The 25172-nt window shown below is 66.9% G+C and carries 24 protein-coding genes; 11 read left to right on the top strand and 13 right to left on the bottom strand.

Features of this window, described 5'->3' with window-relative positions; genetic code table 11:
- The first annotated feature begins 3 nt into the window (after positions 1-3).
- The 5 genes from hsaD to BN2156_RS29965 all read left to right on the top strand — a co-directional run bounded on the left by hsaD (position 4) and on the right by BN2156_RS29965 (position 5016).
- Complete coding sequence (gene hsaD / locus BN2156_RS29985; protein WP_090518461.1) at positions 4-894, top strand: 4,5:9,10-diseco-3-hydroxy-5,9,17-trioxoandrosta-1(10),2-diene-4-oate hydrolase; 891 nt, start codon at positions 4-6, stop codon at positions 892-894.
- Positions 895-897: 3 nt separating this feature from the next.
- Positions 898-1797: an iron-dependent extradiol dioxygenase HsaC gene (gene hsaC / locus BN2156_RS29980; RefSeq protein ID WP_090518460.1), complete on the top strand. Its 900-nt coding sequence runs from the start codon at positions 898-900 to the stop codon at positions 1795-1797.
- 11 nt (positions 1798-1808) lie between these two features.
- The gene (hsaB, locus tag BN2156_RS29975) at positions 1809-2378 is read left to right on the top strand and encodes a 3-hydroxy-9,10-secoandrosta-1,3,5(10)-triene-9,17-dione monooxygenase reductase subunit (protein ID WP_090518459.1); all 570 of its coding nucleotides are present in this window, start codon (positions 1809-1811) and stop codon (positions 2376-2378) included.
- A 173-nt stretch (positions 2379-2551) separates the two neighbouring features.
- On the top strand, positions 2552-4030 hold the full coding sequence (locus BN2156_RS29970) for a hypothetical protein (protein WP_235625542.1): 1479 nt from the start codon (positions 2552-2554) through the stop codon (positions 4028-4030).
- 146 nt (positions 4031-4176) lie between these two features.
- Entirely contained in the window at positions 4177-5016 is an 840-nt protein-coding gene (locus BN2156_RS29965) for a mycofactocin-coupled SDR family oxidoreductase (protein WP_090518660.1), read from the top strand.
- Here BN2156_RS29965 and BN2156_RS29960 read toward each other — a convergent pair.
- Positions 5009-5602 carry a TetR/AcrR family transcriptional regulator gene (locus BN2156_RS29960; protein ID WP_090518457.1) on the bottom strand — a complete coding sequence of 198 codons (594 nt, stop codon included), beginning with the start codon at positions 5600-5602 and terminating at the stop codon, positions 5009-5011. The two genes, BN2156_RS29965 and BN2156_RS29960, sit on opposite strands and share 8 nt — an antisense overlap.
- 153 nt (positions 5603-5755) lie before the next feature.
- On the opposite strand from BN2156_RS29960, the gene BN2156_RS29955 reads away from it, so the two are divergent.
- Both BN2156_RS29955 and BN2156_RS29950 read left to right on the top strand, forming a co-directional pair.
- Positions 5756-5980: a ferredoxin gene (locus BN2156_RS29955; RefSeq protein ID WP_090518659.1), complete on the top strand. Its 225-nt coding sequence runs from the start codon at positions 5756-5758 to the stop codon at positions 5978-5980.
- Between the two features lie 3 nt (positions 5981-5983).
- Positions 5984-7267 carry a cytochrome P450 gene (locus BN2156_RS29950; RefSeq protein ID WP_090518456.1) on the top strand — a complete coding sequence of 428 codons (1284 nt, stop codon included), beginning with the start codon at positions 5984-5986 and terminating at the stop codon, positions 7265-7267.
- Here the strand turns inward: BN2156_RS29950 and BN2156_RS29945 are convergent.
- The 9 genes from BN2156_RS29945 to BN2156_RS29905 form a co-directional block, all read right to left on the bottom strand.
- Positions 7248-8486: an NAD(P)/FAD-dependent oxidoreductase gene (locus BN2156_RS29945; protein ID WP_090518455.1), complete on the bottom strand. Its 1239-nt coding sequence runs from the start codon at positions 8484-8486 to the stop codon at positions 7248-7250. The two genes, BN2156_RS29950 and BN2156_RS29945, sit on opposite strands and share 20 nt — an antisense overlap.
- On the bottom strand, positions 8483-9886 hold the full coding sequence (locus BN2156_RS29940) for an NAD(P)/FAD-dependent oxidoreductase (protein ID WP_090518454.1): 1404 nt from the start codon (positions 9884-9886) through the stop codon (positions 8483-8485). The genes BN2156_RS29945 and BN2156_RS29940 overlap by 4 nt, the downstream gene beginning before the upstream one ends.
- Positions 9883-11307 carry an FGGY family carbohydrate kinase gene (locus tag BN2156_RS29935; protein ID WP_090518453.1) on the bottom strand — a complete coding sequence of 475 codons (1425 nt, stop codon included), beginning with the start codon at positions 11305-11307 and terminating at the stop codon, positions 9883-9885. The genes BN2156_RS29940 and BN2156_RS29935 overlap by 4 nt, the downstream gene beginning before the upstream one ends.
- Entirely contained in the window at positions 11304-12782 is a 1479-nt protein-coding gene (locus BN2156_RS29930) for an amino acid permease (RefSeq protein ID WP_090518452.1), read from the bottom strand. The genes BN2156_RS29935 and BN2156_RS29930 overlap by 4 nt, the downstream gene beginning before the upstream one ends.
- Positions 12783-12868: 86 nt before the next feature.
- The gene (locus tag BN2156_RS29925; RefSeq protein ID WP_090518451.1) at positions 12869-13648 is read right to left on the bottom strand and encodes a DeoR/GlpR family DNA-binding transcription regulator; all 780 of its coding nucleotides are present in this window, start codon (positions 13646-13648) and stop codon (positions 12869-12871) included.
- Positions 13649-13732: 84 nt separating this feature from the next.
- Positions 13733-15124 (bottom strand): aldehyde dehydrogenase family protein, encoded by a 1392-nt coding sequence (locus BN2156_RS29920; RefSeq protein WP_235625541.1) that lies wholly within the window; start codon positions 15122-15124, stop codon positions 13733-13735.
- A complete protein-coding gene (locus BN2156_RS29915) occupies positions 15106-15903 on the bottom strand; it encodes a carboxymuconolactone decarboxylase family protein (RefSeq protein ID WP_090518450.1) in 798 nt (265 codons plus the stop codon). The genes BN2156_RS29920 and BN2156_RS29915 overlap by 19 nt, the downstream gene beginning before the upstream one ends.
- Positions 15900-16700: a mycofactocin-coupled SDR family oxidoreductase gene (locus BN2156_RS29910; RefSeq protein WP_210436727.1), complete on the bottom strand. Its 801-nt coding sequence runs from the start codon at positions 16698-16700 to the stop codon at positions 15900-15902. Before BN2156_RS29910 ends, BN2156_RS29915 begins: the two co-directional genes overlap by 4 nt.
- On the bottom strand, positions 16700-17530 hold the full coding sequence (locus BN2156_RS29905) for a mycofactocin-coupled SDR family oxidoreductase (RefSeq protein ID WP_090518449.1): 831 nt from the start codon (positions 17528-17530) through the stop codon (positions 16700-16702). Before BN2156_RS29905 ends, BN2156_RS29910 begins: the two co-directional genes overlap by 1 nt.
- 85 nt (positions 17531-17615) lie before the next feature.
- On the opposite strand from BN2156_RS29905, the gene BN2156_RS29900 reads away from it, so the two are divergent.
- On the top strand, positions 17616-18176 hold the full coding sequence (locus tag BN2156_RS29900) for a TetR/AcrR family transcriptional regulator (protein ID WP_090518448.1): 561 nt from the start codon (positions 17616-17618) through the stop codon (positions 18174-18176).
- Here the strand turns inward: BN2156_RS29900 and BN2156_RS29895 are convergent.
- Positions 18173-18943 (bottom strand): alpha/beta hydrolase, encoded by a 771-nt coding sequence (locus BN2156_RS29895; RefSeq protein WP_090518447.1) that lies wholly within the window; start codon positions 18941-18943, stop codon positions 18173-18175. The genes BN2156_RS29900 and BN2156_RS29895 overlap by 4 nt on opposite strands.
- A gap of 15 nt (positions 18944-18958) precedes the next feature.
- Positions 18959-19870: a LysR family transcriptional regulator gene (locus tag BN2156_RS29890; RefSeq protein WP_090518446.1), complete on the bottom strand. Its 912-nt coding sequence runs from the start codon at positions 19868-19870 to the stop codon at positions 18959-18961.
- A gap of 118 nt (positions 19871-19988) precedes the next feature.
- Between BN2156_RS29890 and BN2156_RS29885 the strand changes: the two genes are divergently transcribed.
- The 3 genes from BN2156_RS29885 to BN2156_RS29875 are packed head-to-tail and all read left to right on the top strand — an operon-like array spanning position 19989 to position 23991.
- Positions 19989-21317 (top strand): MFS transporter, encoded by a 1329-nt coding sequence (locus BN2156_RS29885; RefSeq protein WP_090518445.1) that lies wholly within the window; start codon positions 19989-19991, stop codon positions 21315-21317.
- Entirely contained in the window at positions 21314-22060 is a 747-nt protein-coding gene (locus tag BN2156_RS29880; RefSeq protein WP_090518444.1) for a 3-hydroxybutyrate dehydrogenase, read from the top strand. Before BN2156_RS29885 ends, BN2156_RS29880 begins: the two co-directional genes overlap by 4 nt.
- Positions 22057-23991: an acetoacetate--CoA ligase gene (locus BN2156_RS29875; protein WP_090518656.1), complete on the top strand. Its 1935-nt coding sequence runs from the start codon at positions 22057-22059 to the stop codon at positions 23989-23991. The genes BN2156_RS29880 and BN2156_RS29875 overlap by 4 nt, the downstream gene beginning before the upstream one ends.
- 13 nt (positions 23992-24004) lie before the next feature.
- Here the strand turns inward: BN2156_RS29875 and BN2156_RS29870 are convergent, their stop codons facing one another.
- Positions 24005-25162, bottom strand: coding sequence for a pyridoxal phosphate-dependent aminotransferase (locus BN2156_RS29870; protein ID WP_090518443.1), 1158 nt, complete (start codon positions 25160-25162; stop codon positions 24005-24007).
- Positions 25163-25172: the final 10 nt, after the last annotated feature.

The following is a 25172-nucleotide window of genomic DNA, read 5'->3' as shown; positions in this document are numbered from 1 at the left end:
TACATGACTGTGTCTGTTTCAACCACACCAGGAGCCCCTACGTTCGAGTCCACCTCGCGGTACGCCGACGTGCAGGCCGGCGAGCTGGCCATGCGGTTGCACTACCACGAGGCCGGGGACCCGGCGGCGCAGACCATCGTGCTGCTGCACGGCGGCGGACCCGGTGCGTCCAGCTGGTCGAACTTTGGCCGCAACATCGCCGTGCTGGCCGAGAAGTACCACGTGCTGGCCATCGACCAGCCGGGTTACGGCTTGTCCGACAAGCACACTGAGCACGAGCAGTACAACCGCTACAGCGCCAAGGCCGTACTCGGTCTGCTCGACAAGCTGGAGATCACGGGACGGGTACCGCTGCTGGGCAATTCGCTCGGCGGGGGCACCGCGGTCCGCTTCGCGCTGGATTACCCGGACCGCGCGGGCAAGCTGGTGCTGATGGGCCCGGGCGGCCTGAGCGTCAACCTGTTTGCGCCGGATCCGACCGAGGGTGTCAAGGCGCTCGCCAAGTTCAACTTCGAACCGACGCGCGAGAACCTCGAAGCCTTCATCCGGATCATGGTGTTCGACCAGAAGCTCGTCACGCCTGAGCTGGTCGACGAGCGGTTCGCGATCGCCAGCACGCCGGAGTCGCTGGCCGCCACCCGTGCGATGGGTAAGTCGTTCGCCGGTGCGGACTTCGAGCTCGGCATGATGTGGCGCGAGGTGTACAAGCTGCGCCAGCCGGTGCTGCTGATCTGGGGCCGTGAGGACCGGGTCAACCCGCTCGACGGCGCACTGGTCGCGGTCAAGCAGATTCCGCGGGTACAGCTGCATGTCTTCGGGCAGTGTGGACACTGGGCTCAGGTCGAGAAGTTCGACGAGTTCAACAAACTCACCATCGATTTCCTTGGGGGTTAGCAGATGAGCATCAAGGCACTCGGCTACATGCGCATCGAGGCCACCGACGTGGCGGCCTGGCGCGAGTTCGGGCTGAAGGTTCTCGGCATGGTCGAGGGCGAGGGTTCCATTCCGGGCGCGCTCTACCTGCGGATGGATGACTTCGCGGCGCGCCTGGTGATCGTGCCCGGCGAGCAGGACCGCCTGCTGATCTCCGGCTGGGAGGTCGCCGACGCACCCGCGCTGCAGAACCTGCGCGAGAGCTTGTCCAAGGCGGGCGTCGACTTCGTCGAGGGCACCAAGGACGAGATCCGTGAGCGCCGGGTCGAAGGCCTGATCCGGTTCTCCGACCCGTCCGGCAACGTCCTCGAGGCGTTCTACGGCGCGCAGTATCTGGGCCGCCGGTTCGTGAGCCCCTACGGCCACAAGTTCGTCACCGCCGAGCAGGGCCTGGGGCATGTGGTGCTGACCTGCGACGACGACGCCGCGGCGCAGGCGTTCTACCAGGATGTGCTGGGCTTCCGGCTGCGCGACTCGATGCAGCTGCCCCCGCAGCTCGCCGGCCGCCCGGCCGATGGCGATCCGGTGTGGCTTCGCTTCTACGGCTGCAACCCGCGCCACCACGCGCTGGCCTTCATGCCGATGCCCAACCCGACCGGCATCGTGCACCTGATGGTCGAGGTGGAGAACTCCGACGACGTCGGTCTGTGCCTGGACCGCGCCAACCGCCGGAAGGTCAAGATGTCGGCGACGTTGGGCCGGCACATCAACGACAAGATGCTGTCCTTCTACATGAAGACCCCGGGCGGGTTCGACATGGAATTCGGTTGCGAAGGTCTCGAAGTCGAGGACGACAGCTGGATCGCGCGCGAGAGTGTGGGCGTGAGCCTCTGGGGCCACGACTTCTCCGTCGGCTTCAAGTGACGGCTCCCGACATGTCCAACGCTGAGCCGATCGACCCGCGCACGTTCCGAAATGTGCTGGGGCAGTTCTGCACTGGCGTCACCGTTATCACGACTTTTCATGATGACGCGCCGATAGGCTTTGCCTGTCAATCGTTCGCCGCACTGTCGCTCGATCCGCCGTTGGTGTTGTTCTGCCCGACCAAGCAGTCTCGGGCGTGGCAGGCCATCGAGGCCAGTGGGAAGTTCTGCGTGAACATGCTGCATGAGAAGCAGCAGCATGTTTCCGCGCAGTTCGGCTCGAAGGCGCCGGACAAGTTCGCCGGAATCGATTGGACGCCATCGGATCTCGGCTCTCCGGTGATCGCCGGCAGCTTGGCCCACATCGACTGCAACGTGCATTCCGTGCACGACGGCGGTGACCACTTCGTGGTGTTCGGTGCGGTGCACTCGTTGTCGGAAGTCCCCAAGCGTAAGCCTCGGCCGCTGCTGTTCTACCGCGGCGAGTACACCGGGATCGAGCCGGACAAGAACACCCCGGCGCAGTGGCGTGACGATCTGGATGCGTTCCTCACCGCAACCACCTCTGACACCTGGCTCTGACTTTTCCTCGTTGACACAGACTGGGCCCCCTTCCGCCGGGAGGGGGCCCAGTTCGTTTTCCAGCACATATTTACGATCCAGAAAGTCAGGGTAGGCATACCTATTGATATTTAGGGAAAGCTAAGCTAATTTTTGGTCGTTCCTCAGTCAACTATCAGCTTTCAGGAGTTTTCGTGCCCCTACCTGCCCTTTCCTCCGGCCATGCCCCGGCGGCAAGTCGCAAGGACAAGTTCCTTCTCGCCGGCGTCGCCATGGTGAGTGCCAGCGCCATCGCGGTGACCCCGGTTGCCCAGAACACGACGCTCATTCAGCAGGCGCAGAGCTTTGCCTACGACCTGACGGCGTCGACGATGGACGCCACCGCGTCGCCGGTCGATGTCTACGGGACGCTCGTCAGCAACACGTTCAGCAACCTCGAACTTCTGGGTGCGGCGATCGCGGCCAATCCGGCTCCGTTCCTGAGCCAGGTCTTGGAGAACCAGCAGGGGTACGCGGCAAAGTTCGGCGCGGCGTTCACCGCCATCCCGACCAACCTGCAGAACTGGTACAACGGTGCCAACGGGCAGGCCCGGTTGGCCCAGGCGCAGGCCGCACTCGAGGCCGGTGACATCGGCGAGGCATACCGCTGGTTCAACCACTCCATGCTGTACGCGTTCCAGGGCGCCTTCGGTTCGCTGATCGCTCCCGGGTTCATCCTCTCGGGCACGCCGCGTGGCGGGACCGAGTACCTGGCCGGTATCCCAGAGCAGATCGCGCAGAACTTCACGAATCTGATCGCCGCGACCTTCACCTCGAGCGTCGTCGTCAGCGCCCTGTTCCAGGGTGCTTTCGCGACGGTCAGCGGCCCGGCGTTCGAGCTGGCGCGGGTCGCTGAGGCGATCAGCACCAGCGTGTCCACCGGAGACGTGCAGGGTGCCTTCAATGCCGTGATCAACACGCCGGGCATCCTGGTCAACGCGGCACTCAACGGATTCAAGTACTCCGACCCGGACCCCGAGACGGGCACCGGCGGCTACACCGAGTGGCCGGCCCTGCTCACGTTCGCCGATCCCGGCGAGCAGGGCGGCGCCCGAATTGTCGCGGGCCTGCTGCAGAACCTGCTGGTGAACATCCCGAAGACGCTCGCCGATGCGATCGACAACACTCCGGAAACCCCGGCTCCGGCGGCTGCTCCGTCGTCGGTGCCCGCGAGCATCTCGGCTCAGCTGGTGTCCGCGATCGCGCCCAAGGCGGCGGAGACCGAGTCGGTCGTCGAGTCCGTCAAGGAAGCGGCCCCGGCCGTCGAGGCCCCCAAGGCTGAGGCACCGGCTGTCGAGACTCCGAAGGTCGAGACCCCGGCAGTCGAGACCCCGGCTGTCGAGGCCGTGAAGGTGGAGACCCCGGCTGTCGAGGCTGTCAAGGTTGAGGCGCCGGTCGCCAACACCGTTGCGACGGCCACCGAGGAGGCGGCCACCGGAACTGCCGCCACCAAGCCCGCGAGCAAGGCCAAGGTCGCCGACCGGATCAAGGCCAAGATCAACGAGGCCAAGGAAGCCCGGCAGGCCAAGGCCAAGGAAGCCAAGGCGGCCAAGGAGGCCAAGGCCAAGGAGACGAAGTCCAGCGAGTCCAAGAGCAGCGACTCCAAGGACAGCTCGGGCTCCTCGTCGGAGTAGTCAGCACTGCGCGTAGCTGGGCCCCATCCTTCGGGATGGGGCCCAGTTTCGTATGAAAGCTGACCGCTTGATCAAAGGAATCATTGACAATCGGCCTGACAAATGTAACGGTTTGATCGACTGATCAAATCATCGAAAGGATGGCCATGGCAGGCAGAGTCGAGGGCAAGGTAGCCCTCGTTACCGGAGCGGCACGCGGGCAGGGGCGCAGTCATGCGCTGCGACTGGCGCAAGAAGGCGCCGACATCATCGCCGTCGACGTCTGCCGCCCCGTCACGGACACCAGCGCGATCCCGGCGTCGACTCCCGACGATCTGGCCGAGACCGCGGATCTGGTCAAGGGGCTGAACCGTCGCATCGTCACCGCCGAAGTAGATGTGCGTGACTTCGATGCGCTCAAGGAAGCCGTCGACAGTGGTGTCGAGCAGCTGGGCCGCCTCGACATCGTGGTCGCCAACGCCGGTATCGGCAACGGCGGGGACGTCCTGCACGAGACCAAGGAATCCGACTGGGATGACATGATCGGCGTCAACCTGTCGGGTGTCTGGAAGACCGTCAAAGCCGCTGTGCCGCACATTCTTTCCGGTGGCCAGGGTGGTTCGATCGTTCTCACGAGCTCGGTCGGCGGCCTCAAGGCCTACCCGCATACCGGCCACTACATCGCGGCCAAGCACGGAGTGATCGGTTTGATGCGCAGCTTCGCGGTGGAGTTGGGTCAGCACTCGATCCGGGTGAACTCGGTATGTCCGACGAACGTGAACACCCCGATGTTCATGAACGAGGGCACGATGAAGCTGTTCCGTCCCGACCTGGAGAACCCGGGTCCCGACGACATGGCCATCGTCGCCCAGCTGATGCATGTGCTTCCGGTCGGCTGGGTGGAGCCCGTCGACATCAGTAATGCGGTGCTGTTCCTGGCCTCCGACGAGGCCCGCTACATCACCGGCCTGCCGGTCACGGTGGATGCCGGGAGCATGCTCAAGTAGCGGCCTGACCGGTACCGAACCGGCGCAGGAACCGCTCGACGAAGGCGCGGAACTCGGCGTGGCCCTCGGTCACGCCGACCGCCTCTTCGTTGCACAGGCTGCGGGCGGACTGCGTGAGCAGCATCGACATCACCACCGGGGGGAATTCCTCCATGTCCACACCGTGGGCGCGCAGCACTCCCGCCATGGCGGTCGCTTCGATGTCGCGGACCCGCTCCGAGTAGGCCTTGAGTTCGACGCCGATCGCCTTGCGGTGATTGGCCAGGGCCATGAATTCGGTGTTGAGCCCGGTGACCCGCGAGTCGGAGTTGATCAGCCACAGGGCGCGGAGCGGATCGTCGGTGGTGATCGCCTCGCGCAGCCGCGCCAGGGCCGCGTCGGCACCGCTGCGCAGCACCGAGATGAACAGGTCGTCGAGGGTGTCGAAGTAGTAGTACACCAAAGCCGAACGCACACCGGCCACCGCTGCTATGCGCCGGGTGGTGGCCGCCGCGTAGCCCTCGTCCCGGATGACCTGGGCGGTTGCCTCAATGAGGCGCTTGCGGGTGCCGGCGTCCTTCTCCTTGGCCGCCCGCGCCGCCGCCATCAGTGCGCCCTCCGAAAATCCTTGCCCGACAACGGATGTTTCCGGCCGGCCGAGATCCTTGACCGCCGAAGGTCGGGGGTGGTAAGCATGAGCCATCCTAACGGTTTGATCGATTGATCAAATTCAGAACTGAGGAAACCGATGCTCGAAGACATGAGCGCGACCCCGGTCCGGGTCGACGCCGGCCTGTGTGAAGGCCATGCCCTGTGCATCCAACTTGCCCCTGAGGTGTTCGACCTGTCCGACGACGAGGTGGCCAGCGCTGCCCGGACCGACGGACAGTGGGATCAAGATACCTGGGACAACGTGAAATCTGCCGTCGACGCCTGCCCGCGTCAGGCGATCAGCCTGCTCAACACCAGCACGAAAGGCCAGTGAGCCATGACCGATCTCGCCTCCGTCGACTACTTCGCCGATCCGGCCGTCGCCCAGGATCCGTACGAGTACTACGAATATCTGCGCAGCAACGGGCCGGTGTTCGCCGAACCTCATCACGGTGTGGTGGCGGTGACCGGCTATCAGGAAGTCATGGCGGCGTTCAAGGACCACGCGTCGTTCTCCGCGGTGAACGCGATAGGCGGTCTGTTCCCGCCGTTGCCCTTCGAGCCCGAGGGCGACGACATCAGCGAGCAGATCGAGGCGCACCGCCACCTGTTCCCGATCCACGAGCACATGGTGGTGATGGACCCGCCGCAGCATGAGCGGGCCCGCTCGCTGCTGAGCAAGCTGCTCACACCGCGGCGGCTCAAGGAGAACGAGGACTACATGTGGCAGCTGGTCGATCACCAGCTCGACCAGTTCATCGACAACGGTAAATGCGAGTTCCTGTCGGAGTACGCCAAGCCCTTCGCCACTTCGGCGATCATCGACCTGTTGGGTGTTCCGGAGGAGGACCGCCCCGAATTCCTTGCCGCCCTGGGTGCGGAGCGGCCGGAGGGCAACCGGGTCGGGGCGCTCGACGGTGAGCCGGTGGGGCTCGACCCACTGCAGTACCTGGATGACAAGTTCGCGGGATATCTCGCGGAGCGCCGCCGCGAGCCGCGCGGCGACGTCCTTTCCGGCATGGCCACCGCCACGTATCCCGACGGCTCCACGCCGGAACTCCTGGAGGTGGTGAAACCGGCGACGTTCCTGTTCGCCGCCGGCCAGGAGACCGTCACCAAGCTGCTCACGGCCGCGGTCCAGACCCTGGGCGACTACCCGCAGTACCAGCAGGCGCTGCGTGAGAACCCGGACGGCATACCGACTTTCATCGAGGAGGCGCTGCGCATGCACGCCCCGACGAAGGTCGACTTCCGGCTGGTCCGCAAGACCACCACACTCGGCGGCGTGCATCTGAAGGCCGGCACGATCGTGATGCTCTGCCTCGGCGCGGCCAACCGGGATCCCCGAAAGTTCGAGGATCCCCAGGAGTTCCGCCCCGACCGCAAGAACGTCCGCGAGCACATCGCATTCGGTCGTGGCATCCACACCTGCGCCGGGGCGCCGCTGGCCCGGGTGGAAGGGCAGATCACCGTCCGCCGCCTGCTGGATCGCATGCGCGACATCGGGATCGACGAGTCCGCACATGGGCCGGCTCGGCAGCGGAACTACAACTACGAGCCGACGTTCCTGCTGCGGGGCCTCACCGAACTGAACATCACGTTCACCCCAGTGAAAGGCTGACCGGCCCGCCGCGGTGGTCGACCGCGTCGAGGATGCTCGACGGCACCCGGAACACCCGGCCCGGCGAGGCGGGCCACGGCAGGGTCTTGCGACCGATGACCTTGCCATCCTGGCGGGCAACCACTTTCGGAATGCGCACCAGGGTGTCGGTCCACAGCAGGAGCCGGTGCCGTGCCGGTGCCGGGTCGCCGGGCCGCAGCAGGCCCGGCGCGACCCAGCGCAGCGGGGCGCCGGCTTCGATGCGTACCCCGTGCTCCGGCGTGGTGGTACCGCCCAGGTAACGACGTACCTGGGCGGCCACGTGGCGACCGTCGAGGGCGGCGATGTCGGCGGTGTCCACCGGGTGCAGCAGATTGCCGATCGCGAACACCCCCTCCCGGCTGGTCCGTAGTGCGGTGTCGACGACCGGCCCCAGACTGCTCGGGTCCATGTCGAGGCCGGCCGATCGGGCGAGCTCGTGGTCGGGAATCCAGTCGCCGGTGAAGACCACGGTGTCGCAGGCCACGATGCGGCGTTGTCCGGTGCGGGTGTTCTCGACCTCCACACCGGCGACGACGCCCTTGCCGATGATGCGGGTGACCCGGGTGGTCGTGGCGACCTCGACGCCCAACAGCGGGGTGCGGCCGGCGATGTTGAACACTCCGTAGGACTCGGGCGACGGGTATTCGCTTGTCATCAGGACGGTTTCGCATCCGGCATGCTTGAGGGTGAGGACCGCCGAGTAGCTCACCAGTTCGGCGCCGACGATGACGGCGCGCTTGCCGACACTGCGGTGCTGCAGGTGCACGGTGTTCTGCAGCTGACCGGTGGTGTAGACACCACTGGGCCGGTCACCGGGGATCATCCGGGCCGGACGGGCCCGCTCGCGGGCGCCGGTGGCGAGGATGATCGCACGTGCGTCGAGCGTCTCGCGGCCGGTGGGCGAGGTGAGCTCCAGCGACCTGTCGCCCGCCCAGCCGGTGACCATGGTGCTGGTCCGGATCTCGGCCCCGGCCGCGGCTGCCGCACGGACCAGGCGACGCGCGTATGCCGGCCCGCCGATGAACGTCTTCATGTCGCGGATGCCGTAGCCCGGGTGGTCACTGTGCCGCGGAATGCCGCCGGCCTCGGACTCGCGTTCCAGCACAACCACATTCAGTTTTGAGCCGCGACCGAGCTCGGCGGCCGCGGTCAGGCCCGCGGGCCCGCCGCCGATGATCGCGACGTCGTAAGTGCTCACTGGTAGTTCTCCTGAGATTCCCGCTCGAAGACCGACTGCACCTCGGCGCCGCAGAAGAATGCCTGGCAGCGGCCGTTCATCACGCGGGTGCGCCGACGGAGGCCTTCGAGGGCCGAGGGTGGGATGACCGAATGGCAGGCGTCGCGCAGTTCACCTTCGGTGACCCGTTCGCAGAAGCACACGATCCGGCCGTAGGCGGGGTCGGCCGCGATCTTCTCGGCCTGCTGGTAGGGACGGGGGAATGCCTCGCCGAGGTTGGGCATCCGCGGCGGGTCGGGCAGTTCACCGGCCGGGATCAACACGAGTCCGGCCGAGATCAGTTGATCGCGAGCGTATTCGGCGATCGCCATGCCCGCGGTCAGCCCGGTCGAGCGGATTCCGCCGACCAACAGGTAGTGCTGCGCCGGGTCGGCCTCGATCAAGTAGTCGGCGTGGTCGATGGCGGCGCGCAGCCCGGCATAGGTCGCGGTGACCTCCTCCTGCAGCAGACGTGGCATCAGCGCGCGCCCCTTTTCCAGCAGGAACTCGAAGCCGGTCTCCGAGGTCCCGGTCGCGGTGCGGTCGCTGAGGTCCTCGGAGGTGGGGCCGAGCATGACGTTGCCGTAGATGGTGGGGCTGACCAGAACACCCTTGCCGCGCGCCGTCGGTACCGGCAGCACGATCTTGTCGACCAGTGGCCGGGCCAGCTTGTCGTAGACGATGAGTTCGCCACGGCGCGGGGTGACGGTGAATCGGGAGAAACCGAACAGGTTGTCGATGACGTCGGCTCCCAGTCCGGCCGCGTTGACCACCCACCGGGTGCGTACGGGGCCGGCGGAGGTGTGCAGCGTGGTGATCTCGGCGCCGGTCTCGACGCGTTCCATCCGGTGATCGGTCAGCAGGGTCGCGCCGCGGTTGACGGCATCGGTGGCCAGCGCGAGGTTGACCGTCCAGGTGCAGATGATCGACTCATCCGGCACGGTGAGCCCGCCGAGGGCGCCTGGCCCCAAATCGGGAACCGCGGCGTACACGGCTGTGGTGTCGACGATCTCGCACCGGTGATACCCGTTGGCCTCGGCCTTCTCTTTCAGCCCGGGCAGGGCCTCGAGCTGTTCGTCGTCCCAGGCCACCAGGATGGCGCCGGTGTGCTCGACAGGGATCCCGGTGCGGACCGCGTACTCGGACAGCAGTTGACAGCCGCGGCTGACCATGGCGGATTCCAGCGTGCCGGGTTTGGCGTCGAATCCGGTGTGCAGGATCGCGGTATTGGCCTTGCTGGTGCCGTCGCCGACATCGTCGCGGGCTTCGAGCAGGGCCACCGAGAGTCGGTATCCAGACAACTCGCGCGCTATGGCCGATCCGACGATGCCTGCTCCGATGACCACGACGTCGAACTCGTCGGGTCCACTCGGGGTGCTCATGAAATCTCCTGGTTGTACGTGGTCGTGGCGAGTTCGCGCCAGGCCGTTCGGAATTCGGTGGCGCGTGCCGCGCTCCATCGAGGTTCGTAGCCGGCCGACGGGGTCCAGTCGGTGACGACGTCGGCCACCGCCTTGTCCGGCGACAGGCTGAGCCGGGCCAGTGCGGCGGCACCGAGCGCGGTGGCATGCGCTGAGGGATAGACGTCGACGGGAACCTGCAGGATGTCGGCGCAGGCCTGCATCAGCACCGCGGATTGGGTGAGCCCGCCGTCGGCCCGCAGCCGGGTCAGCGGCGGTGCGTCGGCGTCGATCGCCGAAACCAGCTCGGCGACCTGCGCGGCGATACCCTGCAGCACCGCCAGCACGATGTGGCCGCGTCCCGTCGACAGGCTCATCCCCGAGATGGTCGCGGTGGCATGGGATTTCCACCACGGTGCGGCCAGGCCGGCCAGTGCGGGTATGCAAAGTACGCCCCCGCTGTCGGTCTCGGCGATGGTGTCCATCTCTGCGGCTGAACTGATCACGCCGAGCGAGGTGAGCCATTTGACGGCGGATGCCGCGGTGTAGACCTGGCCGTCGATGCAGAACGTGTCAGTGCCGCCGACCCGCCAGGCTACCGACGAGGTCAGGCCCGCGGTGGAGCGCACCGGGGTGGTCCCGGTGTTGGACAGCAGGAACGCGCCGGTGCCGAAGGTGCACTTGGCCATGCCCGATTCAAGGCACGCCTCGGCCAGCAGCGCAGCCTGCTGGTCCACGACGATGCCGCCCACCGGCACTTCTGCTCCGAAAGCCGATGTGGTGCCGATGGTCTCGTCGTTGGCGGCAATGCGGGGCAGTTGTTCGCCGTCGAGGCCGAACAAGGCCAGCAGCTCGGGGCTCCAGTCGCGGGCGCCCAGTTCCACGGCGGCCGACCGGCTGGCCGTGGTGGCGTCGGTGACGAACTCGCCGGTGAGCTGGTGTAGCAGCCAGGTGTCGGACGTGGTGATCACGCCGGCACTCTCGACATTGCGACGCAACCAGGCCATCTTCGGCGCGGAGAAATACGGGTCGAGGACCAAACCGGTGCGAGCGGCCAGCATCTCCCCGTGTGGGCTCAGTTCTGCACACAGGGACTCGGCCCGGCGGTCCTGCCACACGATGGCCGGGGACAGGGGCTTGCCCGTGCCGGGGTCCCAGGCCAGCACGGTTTCGCCCTGATTCGCCAGCGAAACCGCGTCGACGGAGCGGCCGGCCTGCTCGAGTGCGGCGCGGCCGGCGCCGAGCACGGACTCCAGCAGTTCTGCCGGATCCTGCTCGACGCCTCCGCCGTCGAGGTAGCGCGGATGGACCGGAACCTCGGCCAGACCGACCACGCCCTGTTCGGGGTCGACAACGATCGCCTTCGTCCCCGAGGTGCCTTGGTCGATGGCCAGTACCGTCATTTCACGGCATCCAGTTCGGCATCCAGTTCGGCGTCGATCGAGGCCATTTCGGGCATCTTGAGGCCGTCGCGGCCGCGGGTGATCAGCAGGTAGCCGAGGTAGACCGCACCGATCGCGACCATTGCCAGGACGTACAGCCACGGGTCCTTGAAGGATGCGTCGCGAAACAGTGACAGCTCGAACACCAGCCACACGACGGCGACCACGAGGACCGGCACCTCCCAGCGCCCGAGGCTGAAACCGGTGCTGGCCGGCAACTTCTTGCGGGTCGCGATGTAGAGCGCGATGGTGATGGCATAGATCGAGGCGGGCAGCAGGGTGGCGGCGGAGAACAGCTTGAACAACGCATCGGTGCTGGTCGAGAAGATGCCGAGGATCACCGCCGAGGTGGCTGCCATGAACACGGTGGCATTCGCCGGGGTGCGGAAGCGCGGTGAAACCTTGTGCAGCACCTGCCATCCCGGGAAGCGCTGATCACGTGACATGGCCCAGACCAGACGCACGCCGCTCATCAGGATCACCAGGCCGCAGGCGAAGATCGCGATCGCCACGAGGACGAGCAGCGCGGTGCCCACGAATGAGCCGAGGATGTCGCGGATGATGTCGGCGATGGGTGTGCCGGACTGGGCCAGGGTGGTCGGATCGTTGACGGCGGCGGTCACCACCAACAGGAACAGGAAGCCCAGAATGCCGGAGGCCAGCACGGCCTGCCACATGGCGCGCGGCACAACGATTTCGGGCGTCTTGGTTTCCTCGGCGAGGTTGGCGGCCGACTCGAAGCCGACGATGGTGAAGGCACCGAGCAGGAAGCCGAGCATCCACGGGCCGACCGAGGTGGCGGTGCCGAAGCTCCAGTACCCCTCAGCCGGGATGTCGCCGCGGGAGAACAGGTTGCCGACCGAGAGTTTGTGGGCGAGCACGCCGACGATGAAGAGCAGGACAACGAGCGCGATCATGCCGATCAGCTCCGCGGTGACCGCGAAGTTGTTGACCCGTTCGGTCCATTTGGTCGAGAGACCGACCAGGATCGCCTGCAGCAGTAGCACTCCCGCGGTGATCTCGAACGACGTCAACGGTGTCCCGGTGAAGTCGAACAGCGCGGGCACCACGGTGGCGGCGACGGTGTAATCCACGGCGACCACGACGATCGCCAGGAAGGTGAACGAGATCCAGCCGGTGATCCAGCCGAGGATGGGGTTGGCCAACCGCGACACCCACTGGTAGGCGTATCCGGTCACCGGGATCCTGGCGGCCAGTGAGCCGAGCAGCAGAGCCACCGCCACCTGGCCGATGATGACGATCGGCCAGGTCCAGATGCCCATCGGGCCCGAGCTGTTGAGCACGCTGCCGTAGGTGGTGAAGATCCCGGTGGCGATCGAGACGAACGCGAATGCCACGGCGAACGAGGCGAATTTGCCGGTTCCGCGTTCCAGGGTCTCGGTGTAGCCGTACGGCGATGTGGAAGAATTTGTCATAGATCGAGCTTTCTGAGGGAATTTGACTGTTTCGCGAAGAATTGGCTCGGTCCGCGGGCGGCGCTGCAACGTCGCCCGCACCCGTTTCAGGCGCTTGCCGGCCGGGCCGGCATGACCACACCTCCCGTCTCTGCGAAGGCGGATTCGACGGCCAGGTCGGTGCTCTGGTCGGTGATCAGTCCGTTGACGGCGCCCAGATCGCACACCCGGTAGGGCGCGACCTGTCCGAGTTTGGACGAGTCGGCGAGGATGTAGCTGCGCGCGCTGTTGGCGATGATCGTGCGGCGTACGTCGATCTCGTCGAGATGGAAGTCGGTGAGCCCGGCTACCGCGTCCACCCCGCCGGATCCGAGCAGGGCTATGTCGGCGTAGACGTCGGTGAAGAAGGACTTCGTGTGGGCGTTCGAGCAGGCCAGGTCGCCGGCCCGGACCCGTCCGCCGGCCAGCAGCAGCTCGATTCCCGGGCGGTCGGCGAGTTCCACCGCGACCGGCAGCGACGGGGTGATCACGGTGCCGGTGAACGCGCGCGGGATGGCCTGGGCAACGGCGACGGCGGTGGTCCCGATGTCGATGATCACCGTCTGCCCGTTTTCGAGCAGCCCCGCGGCGACCCGGGCAAGTTGGGCTTTCGCCTGGTGGCGGATCATCGTGCGCTCGGAGTAGGAGGGCTCGATGGGCCGGTGGTCGGCGACCGCGGCGGCCCCGCCGTGTACCCGGCGCAGTGCTCCGCGTTCCTCGAGAAACGCCAGGTCGCGGCGCACGGTCTCGGCCGAGACCCCAAGGCGGCGGACGAGTTCGTCGGTGCTCACCACCTGGGCGGTGCCTACGGCCTCGACGATCGCCTCTTGACGCTCAACTGGCAGCACAGCTGACCGTCAATGTGGATTTCTGACCGTTCATGACGGTTATTGTGGGGTGTTGCCTGGCTCACGTCAACCGGAACCAGGAAATCAGCGCACGGCGATCCGGATGTTCTTCACCTGCTGGAACTCGTGCAGGCCCTCGATACCGCCGGTGCGGCCGGAGCCGCTCTCCTTGTAACCGCCGTAGGGACCCTGGGGAGAGATGTCGCTGAACTGGTTGATCCAGACCGACCCGGATTCCAGCCGGCGCGCCACCCGATGGGCACGGTTGAGATCGGTCGTCTGGACGAAGGCGTTGAGGCCGTACGGGGTGTCGTTGGCGATCCGCACGGCCTCGTCCTCGTCGCGGAACCTCATCACCGAGACCACCGGCCCGAAGGTCTCCAACTGTGCGAGCTCCGAGCCGTTGTCCACGTCGCCGAAAACTGTCGGTTCGACGTAGTAGCCCTCGCTGTCGATCCGCTTGCCGCCCAACAGCAGTTCGCCTGCCCCGCTGGACACCGCGGTGTCCACCGCAGAGAGGATCCGATCGGCGGCGCCCTGGCTGATCACCGGCCCGAACGTGGTGGTCGGATCCATCGGGTCACCGATGCGGGCCGCACCGACCACGCCGAGGAACTTCTCCAAGAATCGGTCGTAGACCGCGTCGTGGACGAGTATCCGGCTCGCGCAGGCGCAGCTCTGCCCTGATTGCATGAGCGGACCCTGGTGGGCCGACAGCGATGCGGCCAGATCGAGGTCGGCGTCGGCGAAGATGAGGTTGGCCGATTTGCCGCCCAGCTCGGTGACCACCGGCGTCAGATTCGTTGCGGCAGACTGCAATACCTTACGCGCCGTCGCGCCGCCCCCGGTGAAGGCGATCTTGCCGATACCCGGATGACGCACCAGGGCGCCGCCGCCCTCGGCATCGGCGGGGGCAACGGTGACCAGACCCTCCGGCAATCCAGCTTCCAGGCACAGCTCGCCGAAACGCAGCGCCGCGAACGGTGCCAACTCCGACGGCTTGAGCACGACGGCATTGCCGGCGGCGAGCGCCGGGGCGACGCATGAGCCGGTGACCACCAAGGCGCCGTTCCACGGCGTGATGACGCCGACGACGCCGTACGGCTCCCGCTCGACGAGGTTGATGTCGAACGATCCGTTGACCGGCGTCGTCACCCCGTGCGGCTTGTCGGCGTAGCCCGCGAAGTGTCGCAGGAACCGTTCGAGAAGCACTGCGGTGCCGGCGAAAGAGATCGGCACCGCGTAGTCGGTCACATTGAGTTCGGCGAGTTCGTCGAGGTGTTCGTGCACCACGTCGGCCAGGCCGATCAGCAGGTCCCGCCGCCGGTCGACGGTCAGGGAAACCCATTCGCGTTGTGCTTTGGCTGCTGCCTGCACCGCATTGTCGATCTCGGCCGGACCGGCCAGCGTCAGGGTTCCGTTCGGCCGGCCCGTGGCCGGGTAGATGTGCTCGAAGATCACGCCTCGGATTCCCATTCCTGCAGTACTCGCTGCTTCTGCTCGCCGATCACCTGATTGAGGTTCGACGCCTTGGGCCATCCGTAATAGGCCGCGAAATGCAGTGCCAGTTCGTCCATTTCGTCGAATGAGACATCGCGGCTCTTGAGCGCGGCGTACACGTGGCTGAGGATCGGCAGGGGAGCGTCCTGAAACGCCACGCAGGCCACCGTCACCAGGCGTCGCTCCTTCATGCCGAGCCCGGGGCGCAGCCACATCTCGCCGAACACGAAGTTGAGGATGCCTGCCCCCGAGTACGGGTTGTCGCGGGTCGGGGCGAACGGTATGCAGTTGATGTCGCGGAATGACTGCTCACCGCACAGCAACCGGTCCTCGGGATCGCTCGGCGTGGGCAGCGGTAGCAGCGGTTCGGGCGCGGGCGGCGTCAGCCCGCGTTCGCGGTGGATCCGGTCCCACTGTTCGTCGACCATGATGTTGAACCGTGAGGCCTTGGGCCAGCCGGCGTACACCGCGAAATGCAATACGGTCTCCCGCATTTCGACGATCGACAGGTCACCGCTGTTGAGTGCGGCGTAGACGTGGTCACGCAACGGTCCCTCGGCGTCGGCTGCCGCGACGCACGGCAGCGTGACGAAGCGCCGGTCCCGGCGGCTCAGCGCGGTGCGCGGCCACACCTCGGCGAACACGAAGTCGATGAGGTTGGCGGTCGCCGGGCTGCTGTCCGACGGAGCCGCGAATGTCATCACCTCGGCGAATTCGCGCCGGCCCCGCTCGGCCCGGGTGTCGGAGGCGGTCATCGGATCGTCGCCCCGGCGTCGACCTTGAACTCCAGCCCGGTGACGTGCCGGGCTTCATCGGAGATCAGGAAAAGCACCGCGTTGCTGATGTCCAGCGCATCGGTCATCTGGATCGGCAGCGCATTCTGGAAAATCGGGCCAAGGTCTTGACGGGTCTCGTGGATCAGGGTGTGCAGGGTATCGGGCCGCAGGCCGGTGGCGACTCCGGTGGGATGCACCGTGTTGACCCGGACATTCACCGCCGCAAGCTCATTGGCCAGGGCACGGCTGAGACCGACGACACCGTGTTTGGATGCCGTGTAGGGCGTGTGCAGCGGTGAGCCCTTGACTCCCGCCACCGAACTGACATTGATCAGGCTGCCGCCACGTTCGACCAGATGCGGCAGTGCGGCCGCGCAGGTGTTCCAGGTGCCGATCAGGTTCACGTCCACGACGGTGCGCCATTGCTCGGCGGTGGTGGTGTCCCAGGTGCCTGCGGTCAGGACCCCGGCGTTGGCCACCGAGGCGTCCAGGCCGCCCAGCTTCTCCACGCCGTCGGCGACCGCCGCGCTCAATGCCGCACCGTCGCGTACGTCGACCACGTAGGTCAGCGCGCGCTGCCCGTGCTTCTCGACCAGGCGGGCGGTTTCGTCCAGATCCTCACGGTTGGCGAGGGGATACTCCACCTCTGGCAGCGATTCGCAGATGTCGACGAGGATGACGTCGGCGCCCTCCTCGGCCAGACGTACCGCGTGGCTTCGGCCCATGCCGCGTGCTGCGCCGGTGATCAGCACGCGCTTGCCGGTGACGCGCCCCATCAGAGCTTGTTCGTGAAGCCGGCGTCGACGGGGAGGGTGACCCCGGTGACGTATTTGGCAGCGTCGGAAACCAGGTAGCTGATCGTCGCGCTGATGTCCTCGGGCTCGAGCAGTGAGACCGGCATCGGGTTCTGCAGGTGCGGACCGCCGTCGGGGTAGTTCTCCAGGAACGCCGTCATGGCCGGGTTGACCGCCATCATGGTGTTCACCGCGGTCGGGTGCACGGTGTTGACCCGGATGCTGTGCGGGGCAAGGGCATTGGACAGGGTACGCATCAGTCCGACGATGCCGTGCTTGGACGCCGCATAGCCCAGGCCGCCGCCCTGCATCCCGCCGAAGCCGCGCAGTCCGGCGGTGGAACTGGTGAACACGATTGACCCGCCTCGTCCGCCTGCGATGAGGCGGGGAATGGCGGCCTTGGCGGTGTGGAACGAGCCGACCAGGTTCACGCCGACCGCATCGGACCACATCTCGAGGTCTTCTTCGATGGTCACTTCGCGAAACGCGGTGGGGGCGACGCCGGCATTGGCGAGCACGATGTCCAGTCGGCCGAACTGTTCGACACCCGCGTCGAGTGCGCTCTTGACGGCGTGGAAGTCGCGCACGTCGGCGACCGAACCGAGCATCTTGCCGCCGGCCGCTTCGACCAGGGCGATGGTCTCGTCGAGCTCGTCGCGGCTGGCCATCGGGTACGGGTTGGATGCGATATCCGCGCAGATGTCCACCCCGATGATGGACGCGCCTTGCTCGGCAAGCGTCACCGCGTGACTGCGTCCCTGACCTCGGGCCACCCCGGTGATGAAGGCGACTTTTCCGTCCAGATTTCCCATTGATCCTCGCTTCGCCGAATGGCTGTAACCGTGTTACAGCGGTACGGTAACGTGGTTACTCTCCGGCGGCAAGGGTGTTCTCGAAGTGGCAGATGAGCGTGATCGGATCCTCGACATCGTCGTGGAGATACTCGAGTCCGAGGGCTACGAGGCCGTGCAACTGCGGGAGGTGGCGCGCCGGGCCAAGACCTCGCTGGCCACGATCTACAAGCGCTACTCCACCCGCGACGAGTTGATCCTGGCCGCGCTTGATTCGTGGATGGCGGAGAACCGGTACTCGGGTGTGGCCGGTCAGACGCGCGCACCGGGGGAGTCGCTGTACGAGGCGCTGATGCGGATGTTCCGCACGATCTTCGAGCCGTGGGAGAAGCACCCCGACATGCTCAGGGCATACTCGCGGGCGAGGGCGGCACCGGGTGGGGACCGGCTGGAGCGCCGTGGGCTCGACGCGGTGGTTCCCGCGGGCCTGTCGATCCTGGCCGGGGTCGACGAGGAGTTCGTGCACGACCTCGACACCATCCTGATGAGCCTGGTCTTCGGGCTGGTCGGCCGGTTCACCGCGGGCGAGATCGCGATCACCGAGATCCTGCCCAGCCTCGACCGGACTGTCTACTGGCTCACCGCGGGGTACGAGGCGCGGCGTTAGCCGATCTGCGCGTCGATGAACGCCACGATGTCCGTCGCCACCTCGCGGTGCACATCCTCGTTGAGGATGTCATGGCGTCTGCCCGGAAATTCCTTGAACTGCAAGGGTTCTATCTGTCCCGAATAGGCCTTGACCGCGTCGGCCGGGGCGATCACGTCGGCCGAGCCGTGCAGCGCCAGGGTGGGCACCGTGAGCTTGGGCAGTTCTGCGCCGAAGCGGTCCCAGGCCCGGTCCAGCTCGCGGGTGAGCGCGGCCCCGTCGGCGTCGACGAAGGCCAACGGGTCGTTTTCGAGGGCGTCCAGGTAGAACGGATCCGACGAGAGCCAGCTCGGGTCCAGGTCCAATGACGTGTCCTTGTCGAGCATTTCGGGTATCGGGACCAGCGGGGCGCCGGAGATGATGCCGGCTCGGTAGCGGTCGGGTTGACCGAGAAGCCGGAACAGCGTCACCACCGACCCGAATGAATGTCCTTGTGCCACCAGCGGGATGTCCGGGGTCTCACGCTCGGCGAGCACGGTGAGCGCCTCGGCCAGCGACGAACTGTCCTCGATCGAGCCGAAATCCCCGCGCGTCCCCGGGGTCAGGCCGTGCCCGAACTGGTCGACCGCCCACAGGTCGATGCCGGCGGCGTTGAGTGCGAAACCGTAGCGGTGGTAGACCCCGCCGTGTTCACCGAACCCGTGCAGGAAGACGACGGCCGCGCGGGGTTCGGGTACGGCCCAGTGCCGGTAGTAGGCCCGCCCGCGATCGTGCTCGATGAATGGCATACCGCTCACTCTGCATCAGCGAGTGCCCAACAGCACGTCCTGTTGGTCGGACATCCGGTCGTGGATGGCTTCGACCACCGCTGCCACCACCGGCCGGCGCAGCGTTTCGGCCCGGGCCACCAGCCAATAGCTCAACCGAACCGACAGCTCTGCGGGCAGTACCCGCACCAGGTCCTCGTGCCGGTCGGCCATGAAACACGGCAGCAGGCCAAGGCCCGCCGCGGCGCGGGTGGCCTCGACGTGGACGAACACGTTGGTCGACGTCACCGATTCGCGCATGGTGGGCGCAAAGCTGGTGGCCATGTCCAAATCGTCGACCTGCAGCATCGAGTCGATGAAGTAGACCAGCGGGAAGCGTGCGAGGTCCGCGACGTCGGCCGGGGTGCCGTGCTCGGCGAGGTAGTCCCGTGAGCCGTAGAGACCCAGGCAGTAGTCACCCAGTCGGATCGCCTCGGCGCGCCGAACCTGCGGCGCCCCCACGACGATCTCGAGGTCCAGGCTCGAACGCTGTTGGGAGGCACGCCGGGTGGCGGTCACGATCTCGACCGTCAGTCGGGGGTGACGACGTTGCACCTGGGCCGCCGCGGGCGCGGCGATGTACGCGCTGAAGCCGTCGGTTGCCGAGATCCGCACCACGCCCTCGAGTTGCCGGGCCCCGGAGGCGCCCAGCGCGGACACCGCGGACTCGACGGCTTCGGCGGCGGCCAGTGCCTCGCGGCCGAGGTCGGTGAGTTCCCACCCGCCGCCGGCCCGGGTCAGCACCCGGCCCCCGATGGCCTGCTCGAGCGCGGCGATGCGGCGCGAGATCGTGGTGTGGTTGATGCCCAGCTCATCGGCGGCCGCGGTGTAGCGGCCGGACCGCCCGACCGCCAGTAGGACGAGCAGATCGTCCGCGCTCGGGCGGCCGGGCCTTTGCGCACCATCCATATCTGCATTTTTGCAGACTGTTGGTGCGGTTTTACCCATTGCGGACGCTTCGGCGTGCATGAATACTCACCGAGGGATTGTGGTCCAGGTCATATCAAGCCCAGAAGGAGAGCCGCGGATGAGCGCGCCCAATACGACCGGTTTGCGCCGCGTCGTCGCCGCCTCGATGGCGGGCACGGTGGTCGAGTGGTACGAGTTCTTCCTGTACGGAACCGCCGCCACCCTGGTGTTCAACAAGTTGTTCTTCCCGCAGGGCGGCAATGAGCTGGACGCCATCATGGCGGCCTTCGGCACGTATGCCATCGGCTTCCTGGCCCGCCCGCTCGGCGGCCTCGTGTTCGGGCATTACGGCGACAAGTTCGGGCGCAAGAAGCTACTGCAGTTCAGCTTGATACTCGTCGGCCTGGCCACGTTCCTGATGGGCTGCCTACCGACCTACGCACAGATCGGCTACCTGGCTCCCATCCTGCTGGTGATCCTGCGCTTCCTGCAGGGTTTCGCCGTCGGCGGCGAGTGGGGCGGCGCGGTGTTGCTGGTGGCCGAGCACAGCCCGAACCGGTCGCGGGGGTTCTGGGCCAGTTGGCCGCAGGCCGGCGTGCCGGTGGGCAACATGCTCGCCACCGTGGTGTTGCTGCTCCTCAACGGGCTGCTCAGCGCCGATGCGTTCCTGTCCTGGGGTTGGCGGGTGGCGTTCTGGCTGTCGGCGGTGGTGGTGCTGATCGGCTATTACATCCGAACCAAGGTCACCGATGCACCGATTTTCGTTGCGGCCCAACAGGAAGCCGAGCAGATCAAGGCCAGCTCGTTCAGCGCGATCGAGGTGCTCAAGCGCTATCCGCGTGGGGTGTTCACCGCGATGGGCCTGCGTTTCGGCGAGAACATCATGTACTACCTGGTGGTCACGTTCTCGATCACCTATCTCAAGGAGCATGTGCACTCCGATACCAGCGACATCCTGTGGTGGCTGCTCATCGCCCACACCGTGCACCTGGTGGCCATCCCGACGGTCGGGGCGCTGTCGGACCGTTACGGCCGTCGCCCGGTGTACTTCGTCGGCGCCGTAGGCGCAGCCTGCTGGGGCTTCTTCGCCTATCCGATGATGGACAGCGGTCAGTACCTGCCGGTGATCGGGGCGATCACGCTGGGCCTGGTGATCCATGCCCTGATGTATGCGCCGCAGCCCGCGCTGATGTCCGAGATGTTCCCCACCCGGATGCGGTATTCCGGTGTCTCCCTTGGCTATCAGGTCACGTCGATCGCTGCCGGTTCGCTGGCCCCGATCATCGCCGTGTGGTTGCTGAAGACCTACGCCTCCTCGGTGCCGATCGCGGTGTACCTCGCGCTGGCCGCGCTGGTGACGCTGATCGCGCTGGCGTTCACCCGTGAGACCAAGGGTGTGGACCTGGCCGACATCGACGCGGCCGACCTGCAACGGTCCGCGGCATGAGCGATCTGGCCGGCCGCACAGCCCTGGTCACCGGGGCGGCGAGTGGGATCGGTGCGGCCTGTGCCCGCGAGCTCGCGGCTCGCGGGGCGGTGGTTACGGTGGCCGACATCAACGGACCCGCTGCGGCTGCCGTGGCCGACGAGATCGGTGGAAAGTCCTGGGCGGTCGATCTTCTCGACGTGGGAGCCCTGGAGGCGCTGCAACTGGACTGCGACATCCTGGTGAACAACGCCGGGGTGCAGAGCATCCACCCGATCCAGGAGTTTCCGCCCGAGCGGTTCCGGATGCTGATGACGTTGATGGTCGAGGCGCCGTTCCTGTTGATCCGCGCGGCCCTGCCGCACATGTATGCCCAGGGGTTCGGTCGTGTCGTCAACATCTCCTCGGTCCATGGGCTTCGCGCCTCGGAGTTCAAGTCCGGTTACGTCACGGCCAAACATGCGCTGGAGGGCCTGTCGAAGGTGACCGCGCTGGAGGGCGGCCCGCACGGGGTGACGAGCAATTGCGTCAATCCCGGCTACGTGCGCACTCCGCTGGTGACCAAGCAGATCGCCGATCAGGCACGCATCCACGGCATTCCCGAGCAGGATGTGCTGGCCGACGTACTGCTCAAGGAAAGCGCGGTCAAGCAATTGGTCGAGCCGGAAGAGGTCGGCGCGTTGGTAGGTTGGCTGGCGTCGCCGAATGCCCGGATGGTGACCGGGGCGTCGTACACGATGGATGGTGGGTGGAGCGCACGATGAATGAACCGCAGTGGGAACCGACTCCGGAAGGTATCGAGGCCGCCCGGGTCACCGACTTCGCCCGGTTCGTCGAATCCCGCACCGGAATCAGCGCCCCCGACTATCAGAGTCTGTGGCAGTGGTCCGTCGATGATCCGGCGGCGTTCTGGGGTGCACTCTGGGACTACTTCGACCTGGGTGACCGGCCGGAGCAGGTGCTCTCCGGCGACCAGATGCCCGGCGTCCGGTGGTTTCCCGGTGCCCGGCTCAACTACGTCGACCAGATCGCCCGTCAGGCTCGCACCGACCGGCCCGCCATCCTCACGGTCGCCGAAGGCGGCGAGGTCACTGAGCTGGCCTGGGCCGAATTGCTGCGCCGCACGGCGGCTTTCGCGCATACCCTGCGGTCGCTCGGAGTGCAGCCGGGGGACCGGGTGGTCGGCTACCTGCCCAACATCGCCGAGGCCATCATCGCCTTCCTGGCCACCGCCAGCATCGGCGCGATCTGGAGTGCCTGCGGCCAGGACTACACCGCCAAGGCGGCGCTGGACCGGCTCGGCCAGTTGGAGCCGACCGTGTTGGTCACCGCCGACGGCTACCGCTTCGGGGGCAAGTCCCACGACAAGAGCGCAGACATCGCCGCGGTGCGCGACGGCCTGCCCACGCTGAAGGCCTCGGTGCTGGTGTCCCGGCTCGGTGCGGCCCGCGAGGATTGGCTGGACTGGGAGTCGGCGACGGCCGGCAAGGCCGAATTGGCCACGACACCGGTCGATTTCGATCACCCACTGTGGGTCCTGTACTCGTCGGGCACCACCGGCCTGCCGAAGGGCATCATGCACGGCCACGGCGGTGTGCTGCTCGAACACCTCAAGGCGGTGTCGCTGCAGTCCGACATCGGCCCTGACGACACGTTCTTCTGGTACACCAGCCCGAGCTGGATGATGTGGAACTTCCAGGTGGCAGGGCTGCTGGTCGGGGCCACCATCGTCTGTTACGAGGGCAGCCCGACGTATCCGACGGCCGATGCCCTGTGGAACATCGCCGCGACCGTGCATGCGACGGTTCTGGGAACCAGCCCCGGTTATGTGCTGGCCTGTGCGAAGGCCGGCGCGGTGCCCCGCGACGAGCACGACTTGTCGGCACTGAAAACCGTGGGCATCACCGGATCGTCGCTGCCGCCGTCGTCGGCGCTGTGGTTGCGCGACAACGTCGGTGAGCGGGTTCAGGTCGCCTCGATCAGCGGCGGCACCGACGTGGTGTCGGCGTTCATCGGTGGTGCGCCGACCGTTCCTGTGTGGCCGGGCGAGCTGTCGGCGCGTTATCTCGGCGCGGCCGTGGATGCCTGGGACGAGTCGGGCAATCCGGTCCGCGGGGAGGTCGGCGAGCTGGTGATCACCAAGCCGCTGCCCTCGATGCCGATCGGCTTCTGGAACGACGCTGACGGATCCCGTTACCGCGACGCCTATTTCGAGATGTTCCCGGGCGTGTGGCGGCACGGCGACTGGATCACCATCACCGACCACGACAGCGTCGTCGTGCACGGGCGGTCGGACTCCACGTTGAACCGCAACGGCATCCGCATGGGCAGCGCCGACATCTACCAGTCGGTGGAACGGCTGCCCGAGATCGCCGAGGCCCTGGTGATCGGGGCCGAACAGCCTGACGGCGGCTACTGGATGCCGCTGTTCGTGGTGCTGGCCGAAGGCGTCGAACTCACGGAGGCGGTGCGGGACAAGATCATTCAGACCATCCGCACCGAGGTCTCCCCGCGCCACGTACCCGACGACATCCTCGTCGCCCCGGGCATCCCGCACACCCGCACCGGCAAGAAACTCGAAGTCCCGATCAAGAAGCTGTTCCAGGGCGCCGATGCGGCCAAGGTCGTCGAGCGCAGTGCGGTCGACAACCCGGACCTGCTGGACTGGTACGCGGCGCAGCGCCCGAAGCGCTGACCGCAGAGTAGATCTACCGCAACCAGGCAGCGATGCGGCGCAACGCCTCTTCGATATCGCTCGTCGGCCCGGCGAACGACAGCCGAACATAGGAGCCGCCCCGCACGGTGTCGAAGTCGATGCCGGGCGCGATCGCGACGCCGGTGTCGGCCAACAGCTGTGAGCACCAGGCCAAGGAGTCTTCGGTGTGATCGCTGACGTCGGCGTACACGTAGAAGGCGCCGTCGGTCGGGGCCAGGCGATCGATGCCGATGCCGCGCAGCCCGTCGAGCAGCAGCGTGCGGTTGTCGGCATAGTGCGACAGCAGGCCATCTGCCTCGGCCAGGGATTCCGGGGTGAACGCGGCCACCGCGGCATGCTGGGCCAGGGCCGGTGGGCAGATGGTGAAGTTTCCGGTGAGCCGGTCCACCGCGCGCTGCAGTCCGGTGGGCACCAGCAGCCAGCCCAGCCGCCACCCGGTCATCGCGAAGTACTTCGAGAAGCTGTTGACCACCACGGCATTTCGTGAGGTTTCCCAGGCACAGCTGGTCTCGGGGGCGCCGGGGTAGACCAGGCCGTGGTAGACCTCGTCGCTGATCAACCGCACGTCTGTCGCGTCGCACCAGCGAGCGATGGCCGCCAACTCGGCCGGCGGGATGACGGTGCCGGTGGGGTTGGCCGGGCTGGCGACGATCACGCCGGCCACCGGGGGATCGAGCGCGTCGAGCATCGCGACCGTCGGCTGGAACCGGGTTTCGGGACCGCACGGGATCTCCACGACCTCGCAACCGAGCGCGGTGAGGATGTTGCGGTAACACGGGTAGCCGGGACTGGCGATCGCCACCCGGTCACCGGCGTCGAAACAGGCCAGGAACGTCAGCAGGAACCCGCCCGAGGATCCGGTGGTGAGCACCACCTCGTCGATGCCGACCTCGACGCCGTATTTGCGGTACGACGCGGCGATCTCGGCGCGCAGCTCGGGGAGACCGAGTGCGACGGTGTAGCCGAGCGAGCCCTGGTGCAGGGCGGCGACGGCGGCGTCGCGCACCGCCGTCGGTGCCCCGGCACTGGGCTGCCCCGCCGACAGGTTGACCAGGTCACCGTGCGTGCGCTGGCGCTCGTCGGCGGCCAGCCACACGTCCATGACGTGGAACGGTGGGATTCCGGCGCGCAGGGAGACGTGGTCGGTCATCGGAGTGAGG

It is taken from the genome of Mycolicibacterium neworleansense (genome assembly GCF_001245615.1).
Lineage (GTDB): Bacteria > Actinomycetota > Actinomycetes > Mycobacteriales > Mycobacteriaceae > Mycobacterium > Mycobacterium neworleansense.
Note: the sequence above shows the minus strand (reverse complement) of the source record. Positions and strands in the feature narration are given on the sequence as shown.

Coding starts and splice junctions, on each gene's coding strand:
- hsaD (WP_090518461.1), top strand. CDS start 4: ATGACTGTGTCTGTTTCAACCACACCAGGAGCCCCTACGTTCGAGTCC.
- hsaC (WP_090518460.1), top strand. CDS start 898: ATGAGCATCAAGGCACTCGGCTACATGCGCATCGAGGCCACCGACGTG.
- hsaB (WP_090518459.1), top strand. CDS start 1,809: ATGTCCAACGCTGAGCCGATCGACCCGCGCACGTTCCGAAATGTGCTG.
- BN2156_RS29965 (WP_090518660.1), top strand. CDS start 4,177: ATGGCAGGCAGAGTCGAGGGCAAGGTAGCCCTCGTTACCGGAGCGGCA.
- BN2156_RS29960 (WP_090518457.1), bottom strand. CDS start 5,602: ATGGCGGCGGCGCGGGCGGCCAAGGAGAAGGACGCCGGCACCCGCAAG.
- BN2156_RS29955 (WP_090518659.1), top strand. CDS start 5,756: ATGAGCGCGACCCCGGTCCGGGTCGACGCCGGCCTGTGTGAAGGCCAT.
- BN2156_RS29950 (WP_090518456.1), top strand. CDS start 5,984: ATGACCGATCTCGCCTCCGTCGACTACTTCGCCGATCCGGCCGTCGCC.
- BN2156_RS29940 (WP_090518454.1), bottom strand. CDS start 9,886: ATGAGCACCCCGAGTGGACCCGACGAGTTCGACGTCGTGGTCATCGGA.
- BN2156_RS29935 (WP_090518453.1), bottom strand. CDS start 11,307: ATGACGGTACTGGCCATCGACCAAGGCACCTCGGGGACGAAGGCGATC.
- BN2156_RS29930 (WP_090518452.1), bottom strand. CDS start 12,782: ATGACAAATTCTTCCACATCGCCGTACGGCTACACCGAGACCCTGGAA.
- BN2156_RS29920 (WP_235625541.1), bottom strand. CDS start 15,124: ATGGGAATCCGAGGCGTGATCTTCGAGCACATCTACCCGGCCACGGGC.
- BN2156_RS29915 (WP_090518450.1), bottom strand. CDS start 15,903: ATGACCGCCTCCGACACCCGGGCCGAGCGGGGCCGGCGCGAATTCGCC.
- BN2156_RS29910 (WP_210436727.1), bottom strand. CDS start 16,700: ATGGGGCGCGTCACCGGCAAGCGCGTGCTGATCACCGGCGCAGCACGC.
- BN2156_RS29905 (WP_090518449.1), bottom strand. CDS start 17,530: ATGGGAAATCTGGACGGAAAAGTCGCCTTCATCACCGGGGTGGCCCGA.
- BN2156_RS29895 (WP_090518447.1), bottom strand. CDS start 18,943: ATGCCATTCATCGAGCACGATCGCGGGCGGGCCTACTACCGGCACTGG.
- BN2156_RS29890 (WP_090518446.1), bottom strand. CDS start 19,870: ATGGATGGTGCGCAAAGGCCCGGCCGCCCGAGCGCGGACGATCTGCTC.
- BN2156_RS29885 (WP_090518445.1), top strand. CDS start 19,989: ATGAGCGCGCCCAATACGACCGGTTTGCGCCGCGTCGTCGCCGCCTCG.
- BN2156_RS29880 (WP_090518444.1), top strand. CDS start 21,314: ATGAGCGATCTGGCCGGCCGCACAGCCCTGGTCACCGGGGCGGCGAGT.
- BN2156_RS29875 (WP_090518656.1), top strand. CDS start 22,057: ATGAATGAACCGCAGTGGGAACCGACTCCGGAAGGTATCGAGGCCGCC.
- BN2156_RS29870 (WP_090518443.1), bottom strand. CDS start 25,162: ATGACCGACCACGTCTCCCTGCGCGCCGGAATCCCACCGTTCCACGTC.